We start from the raw sequence: 26,078 nt of genomic DNA, 5'->3' as shown, positions 1-26,078 counted from the left end.
AAGAAGTTCATGACAGTCGTTTTAACTGCGAACTGGACGAGTCCCAGGCACCGCAGAACGGTCAACTGGGTTACCGCCCTCACTATGCTCGCAGTGGTTTTCACGGGATACGACTTAGTGGTCTACGGCACCATTCTGTCGGTGTTGACCAGCGATCCCACCCAGATCGGTCCGATCTCACCTGGCGAGGCCGGTGCGCTTGGCTCGTACGCCGTGATCGGGGTGGGGGTCGGCGCGCTCGTCTCGGGCGCGGTGGGCGACCATCTTGGCCGCCGGCGGATGATGCTGATCTCTATTGTGTGGTTCTCGGTCGGCATCGCCACAACGGCTCTGTCGACCAACGTAGGCTCGTTCGGACTGGCACGGTTGGCCACTGGGTTCGCCGTCGGAGGATTGACCACGACCGCCACGGCGATGGTGGCCGATTTCGCACCCTCTGGAAAACGGAACCTGTACAACGCGGTCGTCTGTAGTGGCGTTCCGGTCGGTGGCGTGCTCGCTGCCTTCATGGCGATCGTGCTTCGGGACGCGATCGGCTGGCGCGGTATGTTCTGGATCGGGGTGTCGCCGCTGGCGGTACTGTTGCCGCTGGCTTTGGTCAGGTTGCCCGATTCTCCGCAATGGCTCATCGCTCGCGGCCGTGCCGACCTGGCTACCGTTGTGTCGCATCGCACCGGCATCCCGTTGCCCGCGACCCAGGCCGAAGAGGATCTCAGTGGTGGTGAGAAGTCCGGCTTCGTGGCCTTGTTCACTCGCCGATACGCCTGGGGCACCGTCTTTCTGGGCCTAATGAGTTTTGTCGGTCTGTTGCTGACTTATGGTCTGAACACGTGGTTGCCGAAGATCATGGAAGATGTCGGATTCAACGCCAAGGGGTCATTGACGTTCCTTCTCGTGCTCAACGGCGCTGCCGTACTCGGAGGCATTCTTGCCTCGAGGATCGCCGATGCCGTCGGGCCGAAACGCGTCATCGTCGCGACCTTTTTCTTGGCGGCGTTCTCGCTGACCCTCCTCACCGTCCGACTGCCGTTGCCAGCGCTCTTGGCAGCCGTCGCGGTCGCTGGCGTCGGCACTATGGGGACCCAGACCCTTGTGTACGGATTTGCATCAAACTATTACTCGGTCGCGGCACGCGGAGCCGGTGTTGCCTGGTGCGCAGCCGTAGGGCGCCTCGGCGGAATCAGCGGACCGCTGATCGGAGGGGCGCTGCTCAGCACTGGATTCGCCGCCACCACCTTCTATGTGTTCGCCGCGGTCGCCGTTGTTGGTGCATCGCTCACGCTATTCGTCCCAAACTCAGACGACGATCGAGATATATCTATCTCGGAGAACGAAGCCCTTCGCTGAGAGATGGAAGAATGACACGCGAACCGTCGGACATGGGCCCGACCCACCTCAAACGCGCATGCAAACTTCGTGGGCGGGTCGCAAGCGGAAGTGGCAGCAGCTAACTTTCCGTCTTCCCACCGATGCATACCCACAGATCCCATCTGTGCCGACGCGATTTGCAACAATCCACCCGCATTTGTGGCGCTCGTAGGCGACGACGCGGTGATAACGGCGAGGTCGTCAAGGGCGCCAGGCCGGCCGTCGCCGAGTCGTCGGGACGGAGACGAGAGCAGGGAAAGCGGCGGGCTAGCACGATCATCGCGGCGACCGGATTGCAGGCGGCACAGTTGGAATGGCCACAAGAACTAGACGTCCGACTGCCGGGGTGGCATCGTGACTATTCCGTATGTCCGGATGGCACGATAGAGCGTGGTGCGGCTGATCCCCAGCTGGTGCGCGGCCGCCTTCTTGTTCCCTCCGACGTCCTTGAGTGTCTTTACGATGGCGTCGCGCTCGGCTTGTTCCAGCGAGGTCAGCTGTCGGGTTACCCGGCCCCGCCACTGCTCGGGGAGGTCGCCGACCGTGATGTCCCCGACGCTGCGGACGTCGACGGCCGCCCTTACGGCAGTGTGCAGTTCGCGCAGGTTTCCGGCCCACTGCTGTCCGGCGAGAGCCTCGAGTGCCGCCGGAGTGAAACGCACCTGAGTGGCAGCGCCGAGGTCGGCGAGCATCTCGTTCACGAGCCGGGGAATCTCGGGCCGACGATGACGCAGTGGTGCGAGTTCGATCCGCTCGGTGCAATGCGAGACGAGGACAGCATGCTCCGGAGGCAGTTCGCCGATCGGGACACTCGTGACGATTACCCGGGCGCGGGCCGAACGGAGATCCTCGGCCGTACGCCGGGCGAGCGGCGCAGGAAGGAGATCGACTGCCTCGAGAATGACACAGCCCGGCTCGGCGAGCCTGCTCCGCACCTGCTCCGACCATGCCCGGCCGCCTACGTCGGCCACCTGGGACGCGTCGAACCAGATACTCGAATCCTCGGCGGCGGCGCGGGCCGCTGCGGTCCGACCGGTACCCGGCTCACCGGTGATCAGCATCGCCCCGATGGGCGCCATTGGCACAGGTGACAGCGGTGTTGATCGGGCGGTTGGACCGGACTCGAAAATGAACAGGGCTGCCCCGCTGGCGGGGACCCGCAGAACAGACGCAGCGAGGAGCCGTCCCGTCGACAGTTGCACGTCGCGCGTGATCTCCCGGTCCATCGGTGCCTCGACCGCCAAAGCCCGCAGCAGCGCATGGTCCGCCGGTTCGAGGATCTGTACGGCGGCGGTGTTCGCCAGGAGAATGTCGTCCCCTATGGCGATCACGGGCCGGGTCCGGGCCCGCAACGCCGCATCCTGGAAGCTGTTGAAGATTCGCTGCTCGGACTGCCGGGATTCCTCGAGGAGTCGCTCTCCGATCTGATTCGCCGAACGAATCACGAACGGCGCCAATAGAGGGCTGTCGTCCTCGCTGAGACAGGTGATATCGAGGACTCCTTCGATCCGCCGGGTGACCGGGTTGGCGACGGGCTGGCCGTAGCAGCTGAACTTCTTCAGCGCTTCGATGTAGTGTTCGTCGCCGCGCACGGCGAGTCCGCGGCGAAGTTCGAATGCGGTCGCGATCGAATTCGTGCCCGTGGTCTCCTCGAGGAAGCGGCGGCCTTCCACCGTGCCAACCTTTTCGAGTTTTGGCTGCAGGTGCCGTTCGCCGTAGCGGAGGTCGACGATCCGGGCGTTGCGGTCGGCGAGGATGACGGCGAACCCCGTGCCCTCGAGTTCCCCGGCCATCTCGTCGAGCACTGGCGTGGCCGCGACCATGAGCCGGCTACGGCGGTCGATTTCCTCGATCGCAGCGTCGTCGACGGACGCGCCCGGGAACAGACCGCTCATCGCTACGCGCTGCCAGGATTGCGCGATGAGTGGGCGTGCTAATTCATCGAATTCGGTCACTTCTCGACATTCCCGTCCGAATCATTTCACCGCAACAAGTGTGGAGCACTTGGCGGGGAGACACCGTCCCCGACGGATCGGTCCAAGGTTGGTGGGATAGTCCGACCGTGCCTGGGGTTCCGCACAAAGAAAGTGACGGTTCCCCCGACCAGCGCGAGAACGGCGAACACGTAGAACGCGCTCTGACTGCTCATACCACTGGCGAGCAGGACGCCTCCGATCACAGGGCCGAGGATGCCTCCGAGGCGGCCGAATCCGGCGCACCAAGCCACCCCGGCTCCGCGTGCAGCGGTCGAGTAGTAGCCGGCGACAAACCCGTAGATGAGCACCTGGGTGCCGATGGTGCCAACGCCGGCGACGGCAACGGCGACCAGGAGCACCGAAAGCGGGGCGCCGAGCGTGAGCAGTACCATTGCCAGCGCCGCCAGGAAGAACGTTGTGGTGATGACGCGCTTGGGACCGGTGGAGTCGGCGACCTTCGATGCGAACAGCCCGCCGAGGACGGCACCACCGTTGAGGACGAGCAGGAAGGACAGCGAGCCTTTGGCGTCGAATCCCGCGTTCTCCATGATCTTCGGTAGCCAGGTATTCAGGCCATACGACAACAATAGTGCGACGAAGCTCATCAACCCCAGAAGTGCAGTGCCCCAGCGGTATTGGCGGTCAGCCAACGCTGCGAACCCGACCTTGCCGGTATCCACGTCAGTGGTGCTATCGGTCGCGGGCAGCGGGATTCCGGTGCGCGCGGACACTTCGGTGGCGCGTTCGGTTCGGCCGCGGGCGATAAGCCATCGGGGTGATTCGGCGAGTTTGACCAGGGCCAGGGGGAGGAGGGTGATGAGCGGCAGTGCGCCGATCCAGAACATTCCACGCCAGCCGATCGCGTCGCGTAACACGATCGCGAGGAGGGATGCGAGCACACCGCCGATGGGGACGCCGCTGCAGACGATGGCGTTGTAGAGGTTACGTTTTCCGGCTGGCGCGAAGTCGCCCACGGTGGCCACCGTCGTGGCGACCAGGCCGCCGATGCCGATGCCGGTCAGCAAACGCATGATGCCGAACATCGTGAGATCGGTCGACAGCGCTGTCAACCCCATTCCGATCGAGAACCAGGCGATGTTGATCAGCATCATCCGCCGGCGGCCGAGGAAGTCACCGACTGCCCCCGCCAGTAGCGCCCCGACCATGACACCGATCAGTGCGTAGGACCCGAGGAGACCGGCATGGCTGGCCGTGAGCTGGCCGAGTTGGTTGGCATCATCGATGAGGATCGGCAAGATGGTGCCGTAGACGACCAGATCGTATCCGTCGAACATCATGACGAGGGTAGCCAGAGAGACGACCCAGAGGACGCTGCGGCGGTGGCGGGCGCTTTCCCAGGTGTCAAGCGGTGGGTGTGTCATTCCTATTTCTCCGTTGCTGTGGGGGAGGAGATCCTCTGTGAGTCGATGGTGGTATCACGTCTGTCTTCGTGGCTGCTTGTGCCTGGTCGCGACGGCCCGCCAGGTGGGGCGTACCTGATCGAGCTGTGAACGTGTCGCGGCGCGGCCCATGATCGGCGTGTGGGTCGCGCATCGGGTCACAGATCGAGGACAAGCACATCGGAGGTACTGCGTGAGACGCACACGCACATTTGCGAATCGGCGGCCTTCTCGTCGTCGGTGAGGTAGTCGTCGCGGTGATCGGGCGTTCCCGAGAGCACGCCACTTACACAGGTTCCGCAGATTCCTTGTTCGCACGAGACCGGTACCTCGAGACCACACCGTGCGAGCGCTTCGACGATCGATTCGTCCTCCCGTACTTCGGTCTCGACCCCGGAGTGCTGAGCTCGCACCACAAACGAACCTTGTGGTTGTCCGGTTGGCGTCCGGTCTGCCATGGTGTCGTCGGGAGCGAACTTCTCGAAATGAAGCTGAGCGTCGGCGAAACCGGCGTCCTTGAAGCAGCTCAGGGTCGTGGTCATGAACCCACCGGGCCCGCAGACGTACAAATGTGAGCTGATGTCGGAGTTGCGTGCGAGTTTGTCGAGTTCGGTGCGCACGCCTTCGCTGTCGAGGCCGAGAAGTATGCGCACGTGTTCACTGAAGTCCTGATCGGCCCATTCGTCGGCGAAGACGACGTGGGCCGGCGAACGCGCGAAATAATTCAGGGAGAACGGTTTTCCTTGCAGTTGGAGCGCCTTTGCCATCGAGGTGATGGGTGTGATGCCGATTCCTGCTGCGATGAGGATGGCCGGATGGGACGACTCGGTGAGCGGAAACTTGCTACGCGGCGGGGCGATGGTGATCGTGTCACCGGGTCGCAAGGTGGTGTGAACGTATTCGGAGCCGCCGCGTGACCGTGGTTCTCGTTTGACGGCGATCAGGTACCGGCGGTGGTCGGAACTGGCGCCACACAGGGAGTATTGCCGAATGAGACCGGGCCGCAGATGTAGGTCGATGTGGTCACCGGGTTGCCACGAGGGCAGCGGGGCGTCGTCGAGCGCGTTCAACTCGACGCTGACAACGTCTTCAGCCTCGTATCGAAGAGCGCTCACGCGCACGGGCAGCGTGGACGGATCAGGCATGGGCGGTGTCTTCCTCGTGGAGCAGTCTGTCCATGATTCGACGCCAGCGGACGATGCCGATATCCGTCTCGAGCATGACCTGGTCTCCCTCGGACGCGCCGGTGAGCGTGATGACCCGTTGCTGCGCCTGGATCATCGGTTCGTCCTCTTCCTCGAACGCGAATTTCCGCATGTCGGCGATAAGATCTCGCACTTCCTCCGTTTCCGAGCCGGGGCGGATGTTCCACCGTGCCGCGGAGGTGTGGTAGTGGGTGGTGGTCGTCGTCTCGGGGGTGAGGATATGAACACCGAAGTAGCCGGTGCCGCGTTCGCGAGGGGCGTCTGGTTCGGTGACTCCGACGTCGAGGAGCAGTGATGACGGCACATCCCAGCGGAAGTCGGTCCAGGTATCGACCGGCTCGCCGTTCTGCTTGTATTGCATGTCGAGCATTGCTGGCGGCTCCACGTTGCCGATCGTCCGAATCACGTTCAAGGTGTCACCGGTCTGTTCGATCCTCGTTGGGGCCGCGATCATGCCCTCGGTGCCGAGTACACCCTTGTGGAGGAAGCTGGTGTGGCTGCAATCGAGTAAGTTGTCCACGATGAGATCGAATGAGGCGTCCATGAGCAGGTAGTCCCTGCGGGTGACACCATTCGATTTCGTCAGAATGCTGTAGTCGGGAATCAGATCTTCATCCGGGTCTCGGTCTCCCATCCAGATCCACGCGATGGTGTCGCGCTCGACGACCGGGTACGCGTTCACGTGGGCGCGCTTGGGGATCTTCCCGGAGGGGTGAGGATTGCGAATGCAGACGCCGTCGTGGTCGAATTCGAGTCCGTGGTAGCCGCAGGCGATGCCTCGGTCGTTGAGTTCACCACGCGACAATGGCGCAAACCGATGCGGGCATCGGTCCATCAGTGCATGGGCAACCCCGTCATTTGATCGGTACAACACGACCGGAACTTCGATAATGGTGCGGGAAAGGAGTTTTCCGACACCAAGGTCCTGACTCCACGCGGCCATGTACCACGCATTCTTCAAAAACTGCACCCGAACTCTCCTTTGTGCATCGCATCGAGATCTCGCTGGCAATGGCATTCGGCGGTCCCGCATCTCGGGTATGACAGGCCAGCCAGGCGCTGGTGGACCCGACTTCTCGGCCCGCCCTGGACGATCTGTCTCGCTGAAGCTCCCGGGCGGGGAAACGCTCGCGAGAGCAATTAATGTACTCTCCGGTTCATGTATTGTGGGTCACACCGGCGGGGATGTCAAGGCTGGATCACACCGCTGTTGGTGACGAATGGACTCGGTCGAAGCGCCGAATCATGCATGTGTGCCAAGGCACTTCGGTTCGAGAAGTACGCGGAGGTGGTTTTTGTGGTGCCGGCTAGCGCTAGCGGGCTAGGGCGAGTACCAGGCTTAAACGATGGCTCGTCGAGGGGACGTTGTCGTGCGCGGCCCGCCGCGCAAGCGGGACGTGCGGGCCGGCATCGTCAAGGAACCGGCCGCACCGAGTCTCTACGCGATCAGCCCGCGGAGGACCAGATCGACGGCGGATTCGTCCCAGTCGTCTGGCATGTTCACTCCAGCAATGTAATCCGCGTAGAACAGTCCGATCAGCGCGCTGACGGCCGAGTCGGGGTCCACGTCATTGCGCAGATAGCCGCTGGCGATCCCCGCGTGAATGACGTCGAGGAAGGCGGCCCGGCGCGGCATTACCGTCCGTTTCCTCACGATCTCCAGTAGTTTGCCCGAGCGCGGCTCGTCGGTGAGGCAGCTACCCAAGATGCTCATCCCGCCGACTGCGTCGTACTGTCGGCGCATTGCCTGCAGCATGGCGACGAGGTCGGCGCGCACATCCCCGGTGGTCTCGGGGATATGCCCGAGCTGCAGATAGCCCAGCGCCGCTCCGATCAGGTCGGATTTAGATGCCCACCGCGAGTACATCGTGACCTTGGAGACCCCCGCGGCGGCCGCGACGCTGTTCATGGACATCCCGGCCACCCCCTCGGTCGCGAGAATCGTCAACGCCGCCTCGAGGACCGCACTCTCGACGGTGTCGTCGCGTGGTCGTCCGGCCTTCCTGCTGTTCGTTGCGCGCGCGGTACCCATGCACCGATGGTAAGTGCTCGGTTACAGCGGCCGTCCGGCGGAGCAGTGGCAGCGTGGATGACTCGGTCGGCCGGTGCCCCGAACACCCCCGGGGCAGCCAGCCTGGAAAGCATCGGAACGCATCAGGGCGGGGGAGAGGATGTCAGGGAAGGACGGCGCCCGAGGTCTGGGCGGTCGCGTACCTGCGGAGTAGCCGCGTGGCGTTCGTGCGGTCGATTTTAGCTCGCACCACCGGATCCAGGTCGAGCTCGTCGTAGAGGGCGCGGAAATAGGTCACGCCCTTCTCGGAAGCGTGTGGCCAGTCGCTTCCGAACAGGACGTGATCGGGGCCGAAGAAGTCGAGGACGGCGGGCAGGCTGGTTGGGCTCGAGGCCTGCGCGATGTCGACGTGGAAGCGGCGGAAGTCGTCGAGGAAGTCGTCGACTGTGCGATCGGCGTCGAAGGTCGACGTCATCGCCAGCCGGTAGGCCGCGAACGGGATGAAGCCACCGCCGTGGGAGAGGATGAAATCGAGATTGGGGTGACTCCGCAGGGTGCCGTTGCGGACAAGGCTCACCGCTGTGCGGGTGGTGTCGAGCAGGAAGTCGGCAATGTACGGCGGTATTCCGGATGCCGGCGGGCCGGGGAGCCGGGAGGGGTGCACGAAGATGGTTGTGCGCCGCCGGTCGAGTTCGGTGAACAGCGGCTCGAAGGCGGGATCACCCAGATAGGTGCCCTCGACGTTCGCCAGGAGGATGACGCCGTCGGCCCCGAGTTCGTCGAGTGCATAGGCCGCCTCGGCAATGCTGCCCTCCACGTCGGGAAGCGTGAGGGTAGCGAAGAAGCCGAAGCGTCCCGGGTGACGTCCGGCAAGCTCGCAGGCGAATTCGTTGACCTCTCGGGCGAGGTGCCTGGCCGCTGTGTCGTCACCGAAGTGGACACCCGGAGTGGAGACGGACACGATCGCAGTGCCGATCTGGTGGCGGTCCATAGCCGCCAGCGCGAGAGATTCACTCCACTCCGGGGTCGGCAGCCCTCCTGCGGTCAAACCCAGCTGGTCGAGACGTGCCCGGTAGGTGGGAGGGATGAGGTGGTTGTGGACGTCGATGCGGTCAGACATTGGGTCTTCCCCGTTCCTGTGAATGGCTACTGCCAGGGTTGGACGTTCGGTGCCGGATGATCGGGTGGCGGGAGCCGGCAGCGCTAATGCACCGCCGGCGGATATGTTTGGTACGGGGCGTCGAGCGAAGCACCTGGCGTTGTTGCGCCGGCGTAGATGCGTAATTGGTGAGCAAGAGCGAAACTCACCGCGTCGTGCTTGTCCGCCATCGTGTGGGGCCGATTGCCGCTGACCAGTTCGGCGAAGACCAGGCCACCGTGACCGGACGCGTCCAGCCGCAGGGCCAGACGAGGGACGGCACGCTTCCCGCTGTAATCCGGGTCGACGGCGACGACGACGAGGTGGCCGGGCCGGACCAGATCCCCGGGATCGGTGTGCGGATCGGCCAGCACCCGTGCTGTTCGAGCCCGGTCGGCCGCCGAGATTCCGGTGGTCACTCCCTGCGCGGCGTCGATGCCGATGCATTGCTGATAGCCCTGCGCCGACGGTCGGGACGGTAGGGCGGGTGTCAGCGGAATGAGATGCCGGTCGCAGGCAGGGGAGGGAAGTGCAATTTGCAGAAACCCGGCGGTGTGCCGGATTACGAAGGCTGTCTGCGCCGTGGTCGCAGTGTCGGCCGCGTAACCCAGCCACGCTCGCTCGTCGTCCCAGAGGACAATCGTCTCTCCCCGCGTGAGCGCGTCGTTCACCGCTGTCGACTCGATGGTTCGGCGCGATCGCTGACCCGAGGGGCGGATGGGTGCGTCGATGTCGATGGTCATGATGCTCCGAACAATGATGGTTGAGGACGGCGGTGCGAGACCTGGTGAGACCTCGTCAGCGGGCAAACGCGATCTGTGTCGAGGTGCGGGTTCGCGCCGAGGGTGCGATGAGCTCGGCGATGATGGCCTGGTGCCCCTCGTCGACGGCGTAGGACTTGTAGTGGGTGCTGTTGTCGAAGAGCGCGACGATCCCGAAATCGGCGGTGTTCTCCCGAAGCGCGAGATCGTTTCCGGCGCGGTAGAACAACAGGCCCGGGACGGTGGACGCGTAGGTGTTGAGTGCTTCGGCGACGCGGGTACCGTGATCGCTGTCCACGTTGTCGTTCCAGGTGATGTGCACGCTGTGGAGCACGGTCTCCGGTGATGGTGCTGTAGCGGGGAAGTTGTTCACGAGCGCTCCTTGCTGATGAGGACTCGGTTGGAGTCGGTGATGGTCGTTGCCGGATCGGGTGGGTGGCCTGCCCACGCCCGTGCCAGCAGGCTGTGAATGTCGTCTCTGCTGATCGGGCGCGGATTGTGGTAGGGGTTGGCCGTCACTTGGTGAATGACTTCGGGGAAATCGGTTTCCTGTAGCCCGAGGTCGGCCAGGGACAGGGGCATCGGCAGCGACTTCTGTAGTTGCCACAGCGCGGTCCAGGGGTCGCCGTCGCCGAAGACACCGGTCAGCGCAGTGACCATTTCCGGGGCGAAGGGGGCGTTGAATGCCAGCACGTGGGGCAGCACGATCGCGTGTGTTTGCGCGTGGGGCAGGTTGAACGTGCCGCCGAGGACGTGGCACAGCTTGTGGTGCAGAGACATCGTGGTGGCGCCCAGGACAGTCCCGCAGAGCCAGGCGCCGTAGAGGGCCTCGCCTCTGGCGCTGTGGTCGCAGCGGTGGTGGACGAGCCGGGGAAGGGCCGCGGCCATCGCCCGCGCACCCTCACGCGCCATCAGGGAGACGATCGGGGATCGGTCCGGTGCGTATAACCCCTCCACCGCGTGAGCGATCGCGTTCATCCCGCTGGCAACCGACACCGTCGCGGGGAGTCCGGTGGTCAGGGTCGGGTCATAGACGACCGCACGCGGGAGCACCACAGGATCCCGCCCGGTGCGTTTGACCCGATCTTCGGTGATTCCCCACACCGGGGTCATCTCCGAACCTGCATACGTGGTCGGGACTGCGATGATCGGCGCACCCGTGCGCAGTGCGAGTGCCTTGGCCAACCCGATCGCGGACCCACCGCCCACCGGGATGTATCCGTCGCAGCCCAGGTTTCGGCTCTGCCGTTCGCACCGGTCGACGACCTCGGCTGGCACGTGCATCACAGCCTCGGCCAGAATGCCGACGGCGGCAGCGCCGACGGTGTCCGTGACCATCTGGGCCAGCGGTCGGCGGTCGGGAGTGCAGATCACGACGGCCCGGCTGATCCCCAACGCCCGAACCTCCTCGCCGAGTGGGGTGAGGCCGTGCCCGAAGACCACCCGCATCGGCTGCCCGGTATAGGAGAAGCGGTCAGTGAACATCGGCACTCCCGGACCGGGCAGGCGCCAGCACCAAATCGACAGCGGCAACCGGTGATCCGATTTTGACACCGAACTGTGCGGCCTGTTCGGCGTCGCCGGTGCCGAACTCTCCGATGAGGGAGCGTTTGACGGCGAAGACGGCGTCCGAATCCAGATAGGGGCTGTCGGGGACGAAGATGTGGGTCGTCAGTGGGCGGTGCTGGTCGGCCCGCGCGATGAAGTGGATATGCGCCGGCCGATATGGATGCCGCCGGGTGGCCTCGAGCAACGTTCCCACCGGGCCGTCGGTCGGGATGGGGTAGTGACTCGGTGTCACCGTGCGAAACCAGAACCGTCCCTGCTCGTCGGTGGTGAACAGGCCACGCCCGTTTCCGGCCGGCTGGACATCGGGTTGCTGGACATCGTAGAAGCCCTCCTCGTTGCACTGCCACACGTCGACCGTGGCATGCGGGAGCGGGCTGCCGTCTGTGTTCCGCACCGTTCCGGTGACCAATAGTTCATCGGGGCTACCGAACTCGTCGATGGTGTCACCGAGTTGCCGGGTGGGGGACTCGGTCATGTGAAAGGGGCCCAGTACCGTGCTGTCCGTTGCGCCCGGTGCATGCTGGTCGTTGATCGTTTCGACAAGCATCGACACGCCCAGAACGTCGGAGAGTAGGACGAATTCCTGGCGAACCGAGTCGCATTTCTGGCCGACCGCTGTGAGGAACTCGATCGCGGTTTCCCACTCGGCAAGGGTCGGCTCGACGTCGTGGACGAAGGCGTGCAGGTGGCGCACCAGGGCCGTCAGGATGGATCTGGTCCGAGCATCGGGTGTGTCATCGAACGACCGGATCACGTCCTCGGTGAGGGTGTGGGCGTCGAGTTCGCCGATCTGCGTCGTTGTCATACTGCGGTGTCCTCGAAGTGGATGACTTGTGGTGTCTCGATGAAGAAGTGGCCGATGGCCTCACCGAGTTCCTTTCCGTTCGCCGAGGATGCAAACACGTCGGTGTGGTGTTCGACGGAGTCCCAGCCGACGCGCAGCAGGTAGAGACCGGGATGATCTGCGCTGCGGATGATCTCGGCGGTCTTGCCGCCGTTGGCGTCGAGAAGATACTTCCTCGCACGGGTGAAGGCGTCTTCGAACTCGATGCGCTTGCCGACGTCGATGGTGACGTAGGCGTGTTCGTAGATCATGGCTGCTCCGTAGGGATCATGGTAGTGGCGTCGGTGGTGGGGGTCATACGCTGGCGAGGTGGTCGAGGTTGAGGAAGGTGCCCTGGTGGTACACCAGCGGGAGGTCCTCGTGCAGGACGTGCAGCTTGCTCACCTCGCCGACGACCTGGAGGTGATCACCGAGCACGCGGGTGGGGTGCTTGGAGCATTCGAGGACCAACGACGCCTCGGAGAGCACGGGGTCTCCGTCAGTGGAGGCGGTCCAGTCGACGCCGGAGAAGCGGTCGACACCCCTACTGGAGAAGGACCGGCAACGCTCACCCTTACCGTGCCCGAGGATGTTGACGGTGAAGGTGCCCGAGTCCTCCATCAGCGGCCACGTGGTCGACTGCTTGTCGACGAAGAAGGTGACCAGTGCAGGGTCGAGCGACACGGAAGCGAACGATCCAACGGTCAGACCGATCGGTTGGCCTGCGGCGCTGGTAGTGGCCACAATGGCCACCGGAGTGGGTACGTGCCGCATCGATTGGCGGAATGCCGCCGGGTCAACCTTCGTGGCGGTTCGAGCAGAGTGCTGGTTCATCGCTACACATCCATCGTCAGTGCGTCGTCGGCGCCGATGAGCAGGCGCCCATAAACCTCTTTGCCGACCTCGGGGGTGACGTAGGCGTGCCGTCCGGCGATCTCGGCGTCGCGCCAGATCTGGTTGAGGATGTTGGCATCGGCGAACGAACCGGCCCCGTTGGTCGTCATCAGGATGTCGATACCGTCCTTGACCAATTCTGCAATGATGCCGGTGTTGTTGCGGATCCGGCCGCGGGTAATCAGGTCCGGCAGCTCGCCGCGGGCGGCGGCATTGTCGATGTCCGAGGTCGCCTGCTGCATCAACAGCTCCGCGAGGTTGAACTTGGTGGCGGCAGCGGCCACCCCGAGCTGATGCGTCGGAGAATTCTTCGCAGCCTTGTACTTGGTGTAGGCCACCATCTTGTTGGGCAGCTTCTCCAAGGTCAAATCCAGGGCGTGGCGGGCCAGGCCGAGCTGCGCGCCCACCAGGATCAGCGCGGCGACGGGAATGAACGCCATATTGGAATTGCGTTCTTCGCTCCTGTGTGGCGTGGCGAAATCAGCCTCCCGCATGTCGACGAACCGCTGAATCCGATGGTCGGGAACGAAGTGGTCCTTGACGACGATGGTGTCACTGCCCGACCCCTTCATGCCGGCCACGAACCAGGTCGGCTTGATCGTCCACGCCTCCTTGGGGATCAGCGCAAGCGCCCGCGGGTCCTCGCCCTCCGGCACGTCGAGGGCGATACCGAGGGTGCCCCAGTCCGCGGCGAACGATCCCGATGAGTACGGCCACTGTCCGCTGACGAGGTAGCCACCCTCGACCCGTTCTGCCTTGCTGCCAGGGGTGAAGATGCCACAGCACTTCGCGTCCGGGTTCGCACCGAACACGTCGTCCTGTGCCTGCTGGGAAAAGGTCGTGCCGAACCAGGTGCACACGTTGAGTAGCGCGACCGCCCACGCGGTGGAACCGTCACCGCGGGCGACCTCGGCGATCGTCTCCATTGCGGTCCGCAGGTTCTCCTCGTATCCGCCGTACCGGCGGGGAACGAAAAGTTTGAACAGGCCCTCGGCTTCCAGCGCGGCGATCACCTCGGGTGCCACCCGCCGATCGGCAGAGCCCTGTTCTGCGTACTGGCGGATGAGGGGAACGAGCGCGGTCGCCTTGGCGATCACCTCGCGTTTCGGACGCGAGGCGTCGACGTCGGTGCTCCCCGGGCTCGTGGGCTCGAGCGTCTGAGTCATTGAAGGTCTCCTCTACACTGATATCAAGCATGTGACCGGCGCCACTGTGAGTACAAAATTAGCGAGGGTTAACGAGCCGCGAAATCCGCATTACGCGATCGGGTGTCCGCTACCGGAAACGTATGGCGCCTCACACCGCAGGCACTCTGATGCAAGAGGTTGACATGAACGACAAAGTGCTCGGCCACGCCGACGACCGCCGCTCGGACTCGCACAGAGTCCTGGCCCCGGCTCCGCAGAGCCCCGCGGCGCTGCGCTGCGTCACCAGCGACATCGACGAGTTCACTGACAGCCTGAACAGTGTCTTCTATCCCGCCCACGTCAAACTGGTCGGAAGCCCAGCGCGGGCGTCCCAGGCGGAACTGTCCGCCGTCCGGCTGAACCACCTCACCATCGGCCGAGCCCGATTCGGGAGCGAAGCGCAGGTCGATCCCGGCGACCTGGGCACCTACCACGTCAATGTCCCGATTTCCGGCACGGTGTTCTCGCAGTGCGGAGACCAGCAGGTCATCGCCACCCCCGAGCGGGCGGCGATCTTCACCCCGAACGAGCACACTGTTCTCCCGCACTGGCACGCCGACGCGACGCAGATCTGCATCAAGATCCATCGCGCATCTCTGGAAGCCGAACTGGCCAATATCCTCGGACGGCCGATCGACAAGCGGATCCGCTTCGAGATGGCGATGGACCTGACCAGCCCGGCCGGAGCACGATGGTTGTCCATGCTCAAGATCCTCCTCGATACGCTCGACGACCCGGACACCCTCGTCACCACCGGTCTCCCGGCACACATCGACTACTTGGAACGAGCTCTCATCGCGGGCCTGCTTGTCCGACAGCCGCATTCTCTGACTGCACAGGTGAACACGCCTCTGGAGCCCAGCAACCCCCAAGCGGTGCAGAGGGTGATCGACCATGTCGAATCGTTCCCAGGCTCCCAATTCACCGTCGGTGACCTTGCGGCCATAGCTGGCGTCGGCGCACGCCAGTTGCAGAATCTGTTCCATGAGCAGTTCGGGATGTCCCCGACCACCTACATCCGTCACATCCGACTCGACGGTGTCCGCGCGGACCTGCTCCGCGGAAACGACAGCACAAAGGTTAGTAATGTGGCCTTCAGCTGGGGTTTCAACCATCTGGGTCGGTTCGCAAGCCAGTACGAGCAGAAGTTCGGCGAGACACCGTCACAGACACTGCGCACTGCGGTGCGCTCATCGCCGCGTACCCGCACCGGCGCCTGACCTGTTGAGCGGCGTGCGTAACCCACACGTAACCGCTTCGGATACCGGACACTCCATTTCGTGAAGTGGATTTTTTTTAGCGAGCGAGAGGCTTACTGTCAGCTCGGATGTAAGAACATCGCGAGATGCGCCACACACAAAGGGCAGCCAAGCTCGCAGACCATAGACCGCTTCGGCGCTCTTTCCGGACCCGGTTTGCTGTCCGACAGGTGCTATCCCGCACGAACAATTGTGAGTACTGGAGTCAGCCAATGGAACTGATGACACGTTCCGGTCGAGCGGTACTGTCACCGACAGTCGATGCATGGGCCTGGCAGGCGCATGCGCGATGCCGGTCGATGGATACCGAATTCTTCTTCTCCTACGACGGTGAACGACACGGCGTTCGGGCCCGGCGGGAACGAGCAGCTAAACAGATCTGTGCCCAGTGCCCAGTTCAGGCTGAATGCCGCATGCATGCGATCACTCTCGGTGAATACGGAGTATGGGGCGGCACCTCGGACGGCGACCGGCGAGCCACAGCACTTCCGGTCCCGCTGCACGCCGGCTCTTCGCATCCGCATTTCGCCCGCACGCGCAGTTAGATCAGCAATCTCATCTCTCCACATTCCGCACCGACGATCCGACATGAGGGACATCCATTGCCGTCGAAGACCACTCCCAACGCAGAACGTGCTCAATTATTGCTCACCGAAGCTGACATCATGACCGCTCATCTAGGCGGCAAGCTGAGCGTGGAAACCGTAGTGCCCCTGGAATCTCGTCGTGATCTCTCCATCGCGTACACCCCGGGTGTGGCCCAGGTCAGCCGTGCAATTGCAGCGGATCCTCTGTTGGCACGCCAGTACACTTGGACCGATCGACTGGTGGCCGTGGTCTCCGACGGCAGCGCAGTGCTCGGACTTGGTGATATCGGCGCGCGCGCCTCCCTGCCAGTGATGGAAGGCAAGAGTGCCCTCTTCAAGCGGTTCGCGGGTCTGAACTCCATACCCCTGGTGATCGACACCAAGGACCCCGATGAAATTGTCGACACACTGGTCCGGTTCCGGCACAGCTTCGGCGCCGTCAATCTCGAAGACATTGCAGCACCCCGTTGTTTCGACATTGAACGGCGCCTCGTCGAGGCCCTCGACTGCCCCGTCATGCACGACGACCAGCACGGAACGGCGATCGTGGTGCTCGCAGCTCTGATAACTGCCGCGAGGATCCAAGATCGTGACATCACCACCCTACGGACGGTCATCGCAGGAGCCGGTGCGGCGGGAGTTGCTTGCGCCAAAATTCTTCTGCATTACGGAGTCAAGGACGTCACCGTCACCGATTCGCAAGGTATCGTCCATTCACGTCGCGATGATCTGAACTCGTACAAGGCTGATCTCGCTACTACGACGAATCCTCGGGGTCTCGCAGGGACTCTCGCCGATGCGCTGGTCGACGCTGATGTCTTCATCGGTGTGTCCGGCGGAACTGTACCGAACAGCGTGGTAGCCACCATGGCTCCGCAGGCAATCGTCTTCGCGCTTTCGAACCCCGACCCGGAGATTCACCCCGAGATCGCCGCCCGACACGCCGCCATCGTCGCAACTGGGCGCAGCGACTTTCCCAACCAGATCAACAACGTGCTCGCCTTCCCCGGTGTCTTTCTGGGCGCACTCAACGCGCGGGCGACGGCTATCACCGAGGAGATGAAACTCGCGGCGGCGCAGGCCATCGCATCCGTGGTCCACGAGGACATGCGCACCGATCACATCGTGCCGAGTGCATTGGATCCGCGAGTGGCGCCCGCGGTGGCAGCAGCCGTCGCTGCAGCAGTCTAACGCCTATATCCGCCGCTGGTGCTAGACGGTTCTATTGCTCGCGAACGGGTTCGGCGGTGGAATTCTCGCCGATGCGGGCGCAGGCATTGTGCCATCGCGACCCGTGCCGACCGACCTGCCTATCCGCGTCCGTGAAGTCGCAGGTCACCGCCTCCGGTAACGTCTAAATCCGGGCGGCTCCCAAGGTTTCCTGCATGAGCGGTGATGCATCTGATGAAATACAGAGCAGTCGAGTTGACGTAATACCCGTTATCGAGAGTTTGGGAATTGCCGTCTGGCAGTGTATTTGGCGAATGGCGAATGGCGAATGGCGAATGGCGAATGGCGAATGGCGAATGGCGAATGGCGAATGGCGAGGCGCAGGCATCATCGCCGATAGCCTGGGCGACTTCACGGTCACCAGGTTTGCAGTTCCGAGCTGGTGGGTCGGCGCCGGGGTGCGCACCCACGGTGCGCGACTAGTGCACGACCCCATCGTTGGGGATGTCGCGTGGGGTTGTTTGGGGCGGGTGCATTTGTTTTCTGCTGACCGGACGTGTGGTCAGGTGCCGTTCGTGGCGAATTCGGTTGCGGCATCGCGGATGTTGTCGCGCACAGTGTCGAGGTTTGCGTCGCGGAGTAGCTGAGCGGGTGGTTGGTTGTCGAGGGCTGGGTTTCGTCCTTGGAACCAGGTTTGGGCGACGTCGGGGGTGTCGCGTGTGCCGATTCGTCGTGCGGCGTCGAGGGCGACCTGGAGTCGGTTGAGGATGGTGTGGTCTGGCAGTGTGCTGGTGCCGTCCACCTATCCGTGGACGGTGGCGGTGTCGGGTGCTTCGGCAAGGTATGCAACGAGTTTCGTGCCGAGGAGTGATCTCAGTTCGGTGATGAGGGTGCGCGCTGCCGTGTCGGATCCGGGGCCTGTTTTGACCATCTCGCGTCTCCTCGGTCATCCCCCCGTGTGCTGTTCACGCTACTCGGGTAAGGGTGGGACCTGCCACGTCGCGGTGCGTACGTTGTCGCTGGTCATGGCTTTTCTGGGCGGCTTTCCTGGATTAGCGTGAAGGTATCGGATCTGCCTCGCACGCTATATAGACCAGCAAGAACTTCATATATGCGTGCTCCGACAGGATGTGATCCGCTCAACTACCTTTGAACGCACCGAAAGACACCGAATGACGGTCGGTGTCTTTCGAATTCGTCAGCTGTGGTGCAGCTGACCTCATCTGATTCATGAGGAGTAGACACCCATGACGATACTCCCTTGCGTTCTGATCGGCGACGGAGCTTTCGGAAGTCACCTGTTCGAGAAAACGGGTGATCACCGATGACGGCCTACAAACGGCGCACTGATGACGCCGATGCCATCACGGAACGTATCCGGTGTTTTGAACCACGATCGGTCGATCCCGCCGTGTGGTCGGTGGTGGCGCCGTGGGTGCGTGAGACCGTCGAATTGTCGGAGCCCGCGTTGCATTGTCAGGCGGCGAACGCGTTGAAGGCGCTGTCGCGGTTCGCGGTGTGGGCGATCGATGTGGGGTACGAACTCGACCGGGAGACGGTGCTGGTTCCGGAGGTGGTCGAACGGTACCGGGTGACCGGGATGCGGGAGTTGGCGCCGTCCTCGCGGTCGGCGGAGGTCTCGCGGCTGCGCACGGTGGCGCGGGCGGTGACGCGGCGGGCGCCGTGGCCGGCACCCGGCGCTCCCGGGTCGCGGCAGGGCCTGTCCGCGCCGTACACGCACGAGCAGCTCGAGGCGTACTGGGAGGCCGCCCTGTCGCAGAACGGGCCGTTTCGGGTGCAGGCGATGACCGCGGTTCTGGCGTTGACGGCGGCGGCGGCGGGTGCCCGTCCGGGGGAGCTGTTCGCGATCACGGCGGCCGACGTGATCGGAGTCGACGGGGTGGTGGCGGTGGTGCTCGGACCGGAGTCGGAGGGCCGGGTGGTGCCGGTGCGGGCCGGGTGGGTCGAGAGGCTGGAGAGGGGTCGTTGCGGGGGCGGGTGCGGGGCCGTTGGTGGCCTCGCATCGGGCCGGCGCCGATCAGGCGGCGGCGTTGCTCGCCTCGTTCGAGTACCCGGCCGGGTTGCCGCGGTTGGCGGTGGCGCGGTTGCGGTCGACGTGGCTGACCGGTGTGCTGTCCGATTGTGGTGTGGCGGAGATCTTCGCGGCTGCTGGGATCGTGAGCGGGAAATCCTTCTCGGATCTTCTTCCGTATCTCGCTGTCCCGGAGGTCGGGTCGCCCGGGTGGCGGCGGTTGGCGGGAGGGCGGCAGTGATGGCGCCGCGGACATCGGAGGAGATCATCGAGCTGTACACCCCGCGGATGCCGGCGCAGCAGTGGGAGGAGATCGCGGCGTTCGTGCGTGACGTCGTCCGGCGGGGGTTCGGTCCGTGTTGCACGCGGCAGTGGTTGAACCGGATCTCAATCGTGACGTCGATGATGGCGTGGGCGCGCGAGCAGGGTTTGCGGCTGGATGTCGAGCAGATCTTTCATCCGGCGACGGTGAACCGGTACGCGGTCACCGTCCCCGGGTTGGCGGACGCGACGCGGTCCTGTCGCCGGTCGGCGCTGACGGCGTTGTCGCGGCGGGTCACGCGGGTGGCGCCGTGGGAGCCGCCCCGTCAGGCGTTGCCGCACAGCCCGGTGTCGACGCCGTACACGAGCGAGCAGGTGGAGACGTTGCTGTGGTGGGCGCCGCGGCAGGCGAGTGCGGTCCGTCGGCGGGGTCTGGGCGCGGCGGTGGCCCTCGGTGTCGGCGCCGGCCTGGCCGGCGCCGAGATGGTCAATGTCGGTGCGGCGGATGTGCGGGTCCGCGGCGAACATGTGATTGTCACCGTGTCAGGGGTCGGGCACGGCGGGTTCCGGTCCGGCCGGCGTACCGCGGGGCGGTGCTCGCGTCCGCGGAGCAGGCGGGCGGAGGGCACCTGTTCCGGGATCCGGTGCCGCGGGTCGAGTTCGTCGGGGAAGTGTTGGAGCATTGTGATCTCCCGGCCGGGCTGCGGCCGGTGACGTCGTCGAGGTTGCGGTGCACGTGGGTGTTGGCGATGCTGCAAGCGGTGCCGCTGCCGGTGTTCCGGGATCTGTCGGGGGTGGGCGAACGTCAGATCGTTGCGCTCTCGCGCAGTCTGGAACGCAGGCCGCGGCGGGCGTGGACGGCGGCCGAACTCGACGCCCTCGCCGAGGCGGTGCCCTGATGAGCGGGAAGGGCAGGGTTCGTCGTCTGCATGAGGTGTCCACCGCTGTCCATCGGACCGAACCCTGGCAGTTCACGCGGGTGGTCGCGGTGATCGAGCACTGTGCGGCGCGTGAGTTCGTGCGGGAGGTGTTCGACCACCATCGTGGCGCCCACCGCAAGTTCACCGCTGATGCGTTCCTCGCCGCGTATCTGCTGACACCGATGCTCGGCCTGCCGATGCACCAGACAAAGGTCGCGACGGTGGTGCGGGGATGGACCGATCGGCAACGCGCGGCACTCGAGCTGTCGGACGGTGTGCCCATCAGTTATAAGGCCATCAACGATGCGCTACGACGACTGATGAACGCGTGCCGATCATCTCGGTATCCCGAGTGGGACGAGCGGCGTTTCGCCCAGGCCCTGCTCGATGCCTCGTTGTGGTGTTACCCGCCGACCGGGGCCGTCGCACTGGATTCGACCGACATCTCGACGTGGGCGCGGGTGCGCTACCGCAAACCGCTCGTCGACGCCGACCCCGACGGGCTCCCGCCCCCGGACCATCCGCTCGCGCCACCGGATCCAAACCACCCGCATGCCCACCGGAGCGGTCACCACCTCCCGGACGCCCCGGTCGGGGCGGACGGCCGCTACATCTACACCGTGGATATCACCGCTCGAATGGGGTGGCGCAGCAGTGAGTTCGAGGAAACGATCTTCGACGACCTGCACCAGAAACAACGCGGTACGCACCCGGGGCCCGTGGGCTCACACGCGATATGGATCGACGGCACCCTGTACTCGGCGAGTCTGCCGGAGGGCCTCGAGGATCTCGACCCGATCGACGTCGAGATGAAGGACGAGGTCCGTGCCCGAACCGAACGACGCCACCAGGCCCGGCAGGCCTACGCCTTCGTCCCGCACGGGGCCCGGCACCCCGACGGATCCCGGCGTTACCGCGGGCCTGCCGTCCATCCTGCCCGGGTTCGCTGCCCGAACAATCCCGTCTCGATGCGCGCGCCACAGAGCGTGCCGACCACCTCCTGCACAACGGGCACGGCATGCGGTTGCGGGCGCACCATTACATTGAACGATTCGGATTACCCGGACATGCGGATGCCGTTCCAGCACGGCACCCTCGCCTGGGAGGCCTCATATCACCGCAGGGTCGGCATCGAGAGTCTGTTCGCCGACCTGAATAAGAACCGGCTCGGTGTGCACCGCGGCTTCTTCCGTGGCTTCGGAATCCGCCGCTACACACTGCTCGCAGGATTCACCCTCGCCGCCCTGAACATCCTCAGCCTGCACGACTGGGCCACCAGGCGCGGGATTCCCGATCCGTGGGCTCGGTACCTCGGAGAAGCTGCCGAGCGCACACCGGTTCGAGGGCGCCCCGGCAATCGAGCCAACAAGGGCCACACAGAATCGTCGTCTGCCACCCGTCCCGGCAGATAGCTACCCCGCCCCGGCACTGGAATCCACGGATCCCGGTAGCCGACCTCGCCTGTCCGTCGAAAATGGCCCATTATCAGGCACGGGTTCGCCAGATTCACCGCCCCACAGCGTCGAACGTCTCGCACACCGACCGAAGAAGCGGGCGTAAACCGCGTCGAATGCGCAGAAAGTAGGGTCTGAATCCGATCCCGGGCCTAATGGGTGAACCCAACAGGCTCTATTGGGTGAACACCCCGTGGGTGGTGGTGGGTGGAGCCGATGACGGGAATCGAACCCGCGTATTCAGCTTGGGAAGCTGATGTTCTGCCATTGAACTACATCGGCGCGCACGATATTGGGCGCCCGTAGGCAGGCCCAACACCCTGCGGCGGAAACATTATCAGATGGTGATCCGGACTACCCGGGCACACGCGCGGTGTGTCATACGAGGGGTTTGCCGGCCTTCATTCGGCGTCGCAGATCGAACATGAGCAGGTTGTAGGGGAACTCCCGGATGCGGACGGGGATGCGCCTGCTGACGGTGCCGATGGTGCGCAGGGTCCGGTCGAAGCGCTGCTGATCCTTGTCGGTCCATGTCAGGTGCATTTCGTCGCGGAACTGCTGGGGCAGGAAGCCGTTGGTGAAGAACATGTTGAGCCTGCCGAACAGGCGGGAGACGATGGCGGGCAGGAATTCGAGTTGTGCGATGGAGAGGACGTGTTCGCGGATGGTGTCGTCGATCGACACCTTGTCGAGGGCCTTGTTCCAGTACTCCTCGAATGCGACGCGGTCTTCGGGCCACATGTCCGGGGGCACCTGGAGGGTGGTGCCGAACGTGGCGCCTTCCTTGTAGAAGAACTCGGCGGCTGCGGGGGAGAGGTCGCCGTGCAGGGCGCGGTTGACGTCCTCGAACCCCCGGTAGATGCAGGCGGCCACCCACAGCTGCAGTTCGGGGTCGAACGCGTTGTACTGCACGGGGCTGTCGCGGGTGGAGTGCACCTTGGCGTGGGCGCGGTTGACGCCTTTGCGGAAGGCCGCCTTCTCCTCGTCGGTGCCGCGGGCCGCAACCACGAGGTAGGTCAGTGTGGTGCGGGTCCGCTTGATCGGATGCCTGAACAGCTGGCCGCTCTCGACCTTGCTCTCGTATACGCCGTACCCGACCCCGGGATGGGCGAGCTGCATGATGATGTTCGCGGCGCCTGCCAGTAGTCCGGCGCCGTCCATGACCTGATCGAGACGGTCCGGTACTTCGAGTGACGTCGACATTTGTGTTCCCTCTCCCCACACGGATTCGCCATCTGAACACGACCGTACTCACATATATGTTCGCCGTCCAGGGTTCGGTGGAAAGATGGTGCGCATGTCTACCGCACCGGTGAACGCGAACGTCGGAAACTCGACGAGCGACGGCGGGCGCGTCTATGGCGGCCAGGAGCGTGACCAGCGCAAATCGGAACGGCGCGGCCAGCTCATCGAGGCGGGACTCGACCTGCTGGGCAGCGCGGACGGCGACCACGCCCTGACCGTGCGCGGAGTCTGCAAGCAGGCCGGACTCGCCACCCGCTATTTCTACGAGAGCTTCACCGACCGTGACGCGCTGGCCGTCGCCGTCTACGACCACGTGGTGGACCGGATCGCCACCAGCACCCTGGACGCCGTGTCGAACGCCGGGCCGGGTGAACGCGACATCGTGCGCGCCGGCGTCCGCAACATCGTGCGCGAGGTTGCCGAGGATCCGCGTCAGGGCCGTCTCATGTTCTCGGTGGCGCAGTCGAGCGCGGTGCTGGCGCAGCGACGCCTCGACAGTTCGCGGCTGTTCGCGGGCCTGGTCACCAAGCAGACTGTCGGGTATTACGAGGTGGCGGAGAGCCCGCGTCTCGACCTGGCCGCGCACTTCATGGTCGGCGGCCTGGCGCAGACCCTGACGGCGTGGTTGAACGGCACCGTGACCCTCCCCGAGGAGGAGCTCGTGGACACCTGCACCGAACTGCTGCTCTCCATGGCCATCCACACCCGTTAACCTCTACCTGTGCTCCTCTCCGATCGCGATCTCCGTGCCGAAATTTCCGCTGGACGTCTGGGCATCGACCCGTTCGACGATTCGATGGTCCAGCCCTCGAGCGTGGATGTGCGCCTCGACAGCCTGTTCCGGGTGTTCAACAACACCCGCTACACGCACATCGACCCAGCTCAGCGGCAGGACGAGCTGACGACGCTGGTCGAGCCGGCCGAGGGGGAGCCGTTCGTCCTGCACCCGGGCGAGTTCGTTCTCGGCTCCACGCTGGAGGTGTGTTCGCTGCCCGACGACCTGGCGGGACGCCTGGAGGGCAAGTCCTCGCTCGGCCGCCTCGGACTGTTGACGCACTCCACGGCCGGGTTCATCGACCCCGGCTTCAATGGGCACATCACCCTGGAGCTCTCCAACGTCGCGAACCTGCCCATCACCCTGTGGCCGGGCATGAAGATCGGCCAGCTGTGCCTGCTGCGGCTGTCGAGCGCGGCGGAACACCCGTACGGCAGCTCCGCCGTCGGCTCTAAGTACCAGGGCCAGCGGGGCCCGACGCCGTCGAAAGCCTACCTCAACTTCGCGCAGAGCTGAGCCGCGCGGCCCGACGAAAAAATTGCAAACCGAGTGGTCCGCTACTCGTGTGTATTGCGGCGGGTGAGAGAAGACTGAGATTCGAAGCCGCCCTCTCCTGGGCGTTCGATCCCGGAGGCCGCCATGAAAGACGTAGTCGTGTTGTTGCCCGGCATCGGCGGGTCGGTCCTCGCCCGTGACGGCAAGGACGTATGGGCACCGACACCGGGTGTCGCGCTGGCGGGCGTGCTGTCGCTGGGCGGGAACATCAAACGCCTGAAGCTGGACGGCGACGATCCGGATGTCGACGACCTCGGTGACGGCGTCGTGGCCACCCGCCTGGTCCCGGACTTCCACTTCGTTCCCGGGCTGGACTGGAAGATCGACGGGTACACGAAATTCCGTGACGACGTCGTCCGCCGATTCGGGGTGGTTCCGGGCGACAACTATTTCGAGTTCCCCTACGACTGGCGGCGCGACAACCGGGTGGCGGCCCGCGCCCTGGCCCGCCGGACCCACGACTGGCTGACGCGGTGGCGCGAGAAGTCGGGGAACGCGGACGCGAAGCTCGTGCTGGTGTGCCACTCCATGGGCGGAATCGTCGCTCGGCTGTTCCTCGAATTCCTGGACGGGTGGCGTGACACCCGCACCCTCGTCACGTTCGGGACCCCGTACTCCGGTTCGGTCAATGCGCTGGACTTCCTCGTCAACGGTTTCCGCAAGGGCTGGGGCCCGTTCACCGTCGACCTCAGTGCGCTGATCCGGTCGTTCACGTCCGCCTACCAGTTGCTGCCGTCGTATCGGTGCATGGCGGGCGACGGCGGGTCGTGGCTCGCGCTCGACGACGAGAAGCTCGACTGGTCGGGGACGGGTCTCGACGCCGGCCGGATGGCTGCGGCGGTGCGCCTGCACCGAGGTCTGCGCGACGCCGTCGACGCACGGCTGAAGTCGGGACACGAGGGCTACGACATCCGGCCGGTGATCGGCGACTTCCAGCCCACCAGGTGGGCCGCCCGGCTCGCCGGGGCGAAGGTCGAGACGATGACCGTCCGCGGACCCGACGAGAGCGGCGGCGACGGCACCGTGCCGAAATTGTCGTCCACCCCGCACGAACTCATGACGGGATGGAAGAACGCGGCCTTCTTCAGCCAGCGGCACGGCTCCCTCCAGAACGACGACCCGGTGCTCGACCATGTGGGCGGAATCCTGAACACCGCAACGCTCGCGCCTCCGAACGTGTTTCCGGCGGTGAACGAATCGGTCGCGCTGGAAGTCGACGACGTCACGACCGCCGAGCCGCTGGTGATCCGGGCGCGCACCGGTGCCGGGGGCGCTCGGCTTCTCGCGACGGTCGAGCCGATGGCCGGCGGTCCGAGCCGGGAACACCCGCTGGTGTCGACCGCCGACGGCTGGCAGCAGACCAGCCTCGACGGGCTGACCGCCCAGGACTACCGGATCACCGTGCGCGCACCCGGGGTGCACCCGGTCGCCGACGTCGCGAGTGTGGTCGACGTCGACGAGATCGCCCGGTCCGTGGACGTCTAGGAG

General features: G+C 64.7%; 26 protein-coding genes and 1 tRNA gene. 10 read left to right on the top strand and 17 right to left on the bottom strand.

The window, feature by feature from the left end; genetic code table 11:
• Nucleotides 1–9 precede the first annotated feature (9 nt).
• Nucleotides 10–1,347 carry an MFS transporter gene (locus JVH1_RS09810; protein WP_063720703.1) on the top strand — a complete coding sequence of 446 codons (1,338 nt, stop codon included), beginning with the start codon at nt 10–12 and terminating at the stop codon, nt 1,345–1,347.
• A 347-nt stretch (nt 1,348–1,694) separates the two neighbouring features.
• Here the strand turns inward: JVH1_RS09810 and JVH1_RS09805 are convergent, their stop codons facing one another.
• The 13 genes from JVH1_RS09805 to JVH1_RS09745 form a co-directional block, all read right to left on the bottom strand.
• Entirely contained in the window at nt 1,695–3,263 is a 1,569-nt protein-coding gene (locus tag JVH1_RS09805) for a sigma-54-dependent Fis family transcriptional regulator (protein WP_063720704.1), read from the bottom strand.
• 86 nt (nt 3,264–3,349) lie between these two features.
• On the bottom strand, nt 3,350–4,726 hold the full coding sequence (locus tag JVH1_RS09800) for an aromatic acid/H+ symport family MFS transporter (RefSeq protein WP_009478337.1): 1,377 nt from the start codon (nt 4,724–4,726) through the stop codon (nt 3,350–3,352).
• Nucleotides 4,727–4,902: 176 nt separating this feature from the next.
• Entirely contained in the window at nt 4,903–5,889 is a 987-nt protein-coding gene (locus JVH1_RS09795; protein ID WP_009478339.1) for a PDR/VanB family oxidoreductase, read from the bottom strand.
• Nucleotides 5,882–6,982, bottom strand: a complete 1,101-nt coding sequence (locus JVH1_RS09790) for an aromatic ring-hydroxylating dioxygenase subunit alpha (protein ID WP_083849826.1) — start codon at nt 6,980–6,982, stop codon at nt 5,882–5,884. Before JVH1_RS09790 ends, JVH1_RS09795 begins: the two co-directional genes overlap by 8 nt.
• A gap of 405 nt (nt 6,983–7,387) precedes the next feature.
• Nucleotides 7,388–7,981, bottom strand: a complete 594-nt coding sequence (locus JVH1_RS09785) for a TetR/AcrR family transcriptional regulator (protein WP_009478341.1) — start codon at nt 7,979–7,981, stop codon at nt 7,388–7,390.
• A gap of 142 nt (nt 7,982–8,123) precedes the next feature.
• Nucleotides 8,124–9,080, bottom strand: coding sequence for an amidohydrolase family protein (locus JVH1_RS09780; RefSeq protein ID WP_009478342.1), 957 nt, complete (start codon nt 9,078–9,080; stop codon nt 8,124–8,126).
• Nucleotides 9,081–9,163: 83 nt separating this feature from the next.
• Nucleotides 9,164–9,841 carry a 3,4-dihydroxy-2-butanone-4-phosphate synthase gene (locus tag JVH1_RS09775; protein WP_009478343.1) on the bottom strand — a complete coding sequence of 226 codons (678 nt, stop codon included), beginning with the start codon at nt 9,839–9,841 and terminating at the stop codon, nt 9,164–9,166.
• Between the two features lie 55 nt (nt 9,842–9,896).
• Complete coding sequence (locus JVH1_RS09770) at nt 9,897–10,232, bottom strand: Dabb family protein (protein WP_009478344.1); 336 nt, start codon at nt 10,230–10,232, stop codon at nt 9,897–9,899.
• Nucleotides 10,229–11,344, bottom strand: coding sequence for a maleylacetate reductase (locus tag JVH1_RS09765; RefSeq protein WP_009478345.1), 1,116 nt, complete (start codon nt 11,342–11,344; stop codon nt 10,229–10,231). Before JVH1_RS09765 ends, JVH1_RS09770 begins: the two co-directional genes overlap by 4 nt.
• Entirely contained in the window at nt 11,334–12,233 is a 900-nt protein-coding gene (locus JVH1_RS09760) for a dioxygenase (RefSeq protein ID WP_009478346.1), read from the bottom strand. The genes JVH1_RS09765 and JVH1_RS09760 overlap by 11 nt, the downstream gene beginning before the upstream one ends.
• Nucleotides 12,230–12,523 (bottom strand): antibiotic biosynthesis monooxygenase, encoded by a 294-nt coding sequence (locus JVH1_RS09755; RefSeq protein ID WP_009478347.1) that lies wholly within the window; start codon nt 12,521–12,523, stop codon nt 12,230–12,232. The genes JVH1_RS09760 and JVH1_RS09755 overlap by 4 nt, the downstream gene beginning before the upstream one ends.
• A gap of 43 nt (nt 12,524–12,566) precedes the next feature.
• Nucleotides 12,567–13,025, bottom strand: coding sequence for a flavin reductase family protein (locus JVH1_RS09750; RefSeq protein ID WP_371113089.1), 459 nt, complete (start codon nt 13,023–13,025; stop codon nt 12,567–12,569).
• 62 nt (nt 13,026–13,087) lie between these two features.
• Nucleotides 13,088–14,311: an acyl-CoA dehydrogenase family protein gene (locus JVH1_RS09745; protein ID WP_009478349.1), complete on the bottom strand. Its 1,224-nt coding sequence runs from the start codon at nt 14,309–14,311 to the stop codon at nt 13,088–13,090.
• Between the two features lie 164 nt (nt 14,312–14,475).
• Between JVH1_RS09745 and JVH1_RS09740 the strand changes: the two genes are divergently transcribed.
• The 3 genes from JVH1_RS09740 to JVH1_RS09730 all read left to right on the top strand — a co-directional run bounded on the left by JVH1_RS09740 (nt 14,476) and on the right by JVH1_RS09730 (nt 17,369).
• Nucleotides 14,476–15,552, top strand: coding sequence for an AraC family transcriptional regulator (locus JVH1_RS09740; RefSeq protein WP_157174052.1), 1,077 nt, complete (start codon nt 14,476–14,478; stop codon nt 15,550–15,552).
• Between the two features lie 125 nt (nt 15,553–15,677).
• Nucleotides 15,678–16,136 (top strand): WhiB family transcriptional regulator, encoded by a 459-nt coding sequence (locus JVH1_RS09735; RefSeq protein ID WP_371112972.1) that lies wholly within the window; start codon nt 15,678–15,680, stop codon nt 16,134–16,136.
• Nucleotides 16,137–16,256: 120 nt separating this feature from the next.
• Nucleotides 16,257–17,369, top strand: a complete 1,113-nt coding sequence (locus JVH1_RS09730) for an NADP-dependent malic enzyme (protein ID WP_083849830.1) — start codon at nt 16,257–16,259, stop codon at nt 17,367–17,369.
• Between the two features lie 541 nt (nt 17,370–17,910).
• Here JVH1_RS09730 and JVH1_RS09725 read toward each other — a convergent pair.
• Nucleotides 17,911–18,150, bottom strand: coding sequence for an antitoxin Xre/MbcA/ParS toxin-binding domain-containing protein (locus JVH1_RS09725; protein WP_009478355.1), 240 nt, complete (start codon nt 18,148–18,150; stop codon nt 17,911–17,913).
• Nucleotides 18,151–18,279: a hypothetical protein gene (locus JVH1_RS09720; RefSeq protein ID WP_009478356.1), complete on the bottom strand. Its 129-nt coding sequence runs from the start codon at nt 18,277–18,279 to the stop codon at nt 18,151–18,153.
• 393 nt (nt 18,280–18,672) lie between these two features.
• On the opposite strand from JVH1_RS09720, the gene JVH1_RS09715 reads away from it, so the two are divergent.
• Genes JVH1_RS09715 through JVH1_RS09705 form a run of 3 tightly spaced genes read left to right on the top strand, consistent with a single transcriptional unit; the run spans nt 18,673 to nt 21,973 of the window.
• Nucleotides 18,673–20,355, top strand: a complete 1,683-nt coding sequence (locus tag JVH1_RS09715; RefSeq protein WP_009478358.1) for a hypothetical protein — start codon at nt 18,673–18,675, stop codon at nt 20,353–20,355.
• A 35-nt stretch (nt 20,356–20,390) separates the two neighbouring features.
• Nucleotides 20,391–20,540 (top strand): hypothetical protein, encoded by a 150-nt coding sequence (locus JVH1_RS09710; protein WP_237735260.1) that lies wholly within the window; start codon nt 20,391–20,393, stop codon nt 20,538–20,540.
• Between the two features lie 35 nt (nt 20,541–20,575).
• The gene (locus tag JVH1_RS09705; protein ID WP_043781263.1) at nt 20,576–21,973 is read left to right on the top strand and encodes a hypothetical protein; all 1,398 of its coding nucleotides are present in this window, start codon (nt 20,576–20,578) and stop codon (nt 21,971–21,973) included.
• Nucleotides 21,974–22,223: 250 nt separating this feature from the next.
• Here JVH1_RS09705 and JVH1_RS09700 read toward each other — a convergent pair.
• Together JVH1_RS09700 and JVH1_RS09695 are read right to left on the bottom strand one after the other, a co-directional pair.
• A tRNA-Gly gene (locus tag JVH1_RS09700) sits at nt 22,224–22,297 on the bottom strand.
• 96 nt (nt 22,298–22,393) lie between these two features.
• Nucleotides 22,394–23,218, bottom strand: coding sequence for an oxygenase MpaB family protein (locus JVH1_RS09695; protein ID WP_009478361.1), 825 nt, complete (start codon nt 23,216–23,218; stop codon nt 22,394–22,396).
• Between the two features lie 85 nt (nt 23,219–23,303).
• Between JVH1_RS09695 and JVH1_RS09690 the strand changes: the two genes are divergently transcribed.
• The 3 genes from JVH1_RS09690 to JVH1_RS09680 all read left to right on the top strand — a co-directional run bounded on the left by JVH1_RS09690 (nt 23,304) and on the right by JVH1_RS09680 (nt 26,075).
• Entirely contained in the window at nt 23,304–23,972 is a 669-nt protein-coding gene (locus JVH1_RS09690) for a TetR/AcrR family transcriptional regulator (RefSeq protein ID WP_043781236.1), read from the top strand.
• A gap of 9 nt (nt 23,973–23,981) precedes the next feature.
• On the top strand, nt 23,982–24,551 hold the full coding sequence (gene dcd, locus JVH1_RS09685; RefSeq protein WP_005238072.1) for a dCTP deaminase: 570 nt from the start codon (nt 23,982–23,984) through the stop codon (nt 24,549–24,551).
• Nucleotides 24,552–24,674: 123 nt separating this feature from the next.
• Nucleotides 24,675–26,075: a hypothetical protein gene (locus tag JVH1_RS09680; RefSeq protein WP_009478363.1), complete on the top strand. Its 1,401-nt coding sequence runs from the start codon at nt 24,675–24,677 to the stop codon at nt 26,073–26,075.
• The last annotated feature ends 3 nt before the right edge of the window (nt 26,076–26,078 follow it).

The organism is Rhodococcus sp. JVH1 (assembly GCF_000280725.2).
GTDB classification, from domain to species: domain Bacteria; phylum Actinomycetota; class Actinomycetes; order Mycobacteriales; family Mycobacteriaceae; genus Rhodococcus_F; species Rhodococcus_F jostii_A.
This window is presented reverse-complemented; position numbering and strand designations above follow the sequence as displayed.

Bases quoted from the DNA above. Each gene is read 5' to 3' on its own strand.
- JVH1_RS09755 (WP_009478347.1), bottom strand. From the start codon at position 12,523: ATGATCTACGAACACGCCTACGTCACCATCGACGTCGGCAAGCGCATC.
- JVH1_RS09745 (WP_009478349.1), bottom strand. From the start codon at position 14,311: ATGACTCAGACGCTCGAGCCCACGAGCCCGGGGAGCACCGACGTCGAC.
- JVH1_RS09785 (WP_009478341.1), bottom strand. From the start codon at position 7,981: ATGGGTACCGCGCGCGCAACGAACAGCAGGAAGGCCGGACGACCACGC.
- JVH1_RS09750 (WP_371113089.1), bottom strand. From the start codon at position 13,025: ATGCGGCACGTACCCACTCCGGTGGCCATTGTGGCCACTACCAGCGCC.
- JVH1_RS09795 (WP_009478339.1), bottom strand. From the start codon at position 5,889: ATGCCTGATCCGTCCACGCTGCCCGTGCGCGTGAGCGCTCTTCGATAC.
- JVH1_RS09810 (WP_063720703.1), top strand. From the start codon at position 10: ATGACAGTCGTTTTAACTGCGAACTGGACGAGTCCCAGGCACCGCAGA.
- JVH1_RS09800 (WP_009478337.1), bottom strand. From the start codon at position 4,726: ATGACACACCCACCGCTTGACACCTGGGAAAGCGCCCGCCACCGCCGC.
- JVH1_RS09780 (WP_009478342.1), bottom strand. From the start codon at position 9,080: ATGTCTGACCGCATCGACGTCCACAACCACCTCATCCCTCCCACCTAC.
- JVH1_RS09790 (WP_083849826.1), bottom strand. From the start codon at position 6,982: ATGCGGGACCGCCGAATGCCATTGCCAGCGAGATCTCGATGCGATGCA.
- JVH1_RS09765 (WP_009478345.1), bottom strand. From the start codon at position 11,344: ATGTTCACTGACCGCTTCTCCTATACCGGGCAGCCGATGCGGGTGGTC.
- JVH1_RS09760 (WP_009478346.1), bottom strand. From the start codon at position 12,233: ATGACAACGACGCAGATCGGCGAACTCGACGCCCACACCCTCACCGAG.
- JVH1_RS09720 (WP_009478356.1), bottom strand. From the start codon at position 18,279: ATGGTCAAAACAGGCCCCGGATCCGACACGGCAGCGCGCACCCTCATC.
- JVH1_RS09695 (WP_009478361.1), bottom strand. From the start codon at position 23,218: ATGTCGACGTCACTCGAAGTACCGGACCGTCTCGATCAGGTCATGGAC.
- JVH1_RS09805 (WP_063720704.1), bottom strand. From the start codon at position 3,263: ATGAGCGGTCTGTTCCCGGGCGCGTCCGTCGACGACGCTGCGATCGAG.
- JVH1_RS09735 (WP_371112972.1), top strand. From the start codon at position 15,678: ATGCGCCACACACAAAGGGCAGCCAAGCTCGCAGACCATAGACCGCTT.
- JVH1_RS09730 (WP_083849830.1), top strand. From the start codon at position 16,257: ATGACCGCTCATCTAGGCGGCAAGCTGAGCGTGGAAACCGTAGTGCCC.
- JVH1_RS09690 (WP_043781236.1), top strand. From the start codon at position 23,304: ATGGTGCGCATGTCTACCGCACCGGTGAACGCGAACGTCGGAAACTCG.
- JVH1_RS09775 (WP_009478343.1), bottom strand. From the start codon at position 9,841: ATGACCATCGACATCGACGCACCCATCCGCCCCTCGGGTCAGCGATCG.
- JVH1_RS09740 (WP_157174052.1), top strand. From the start codon at position 14,476: ATGAACGACAAAGTGCTCGGCCACGCCGACGACCGCCGCTCGGACTCG.
- JVH1_RS09680 (WP_009478363.1), top strand. From the start codon at position 24,675: ATGAAAGACGTAGTCGTGTTGTTGCCCGGCATCGGCGGGTCGGTCCTC.
- JVH1_RS09710 (WP_237735260.1), top strand. From the start codon at position 20,391: ATGCTGCAAGCGGTGCCGCTGCCGGTGTTCCGGGATCTGTCGGGGGTG.
- JVH1_RS09715 (WP_009478358.1), top strand. From the start codon at position 18,673: ATGACGGCCTACAAACGGCGCACTGATGACGCCGATGCCATCACGGAA.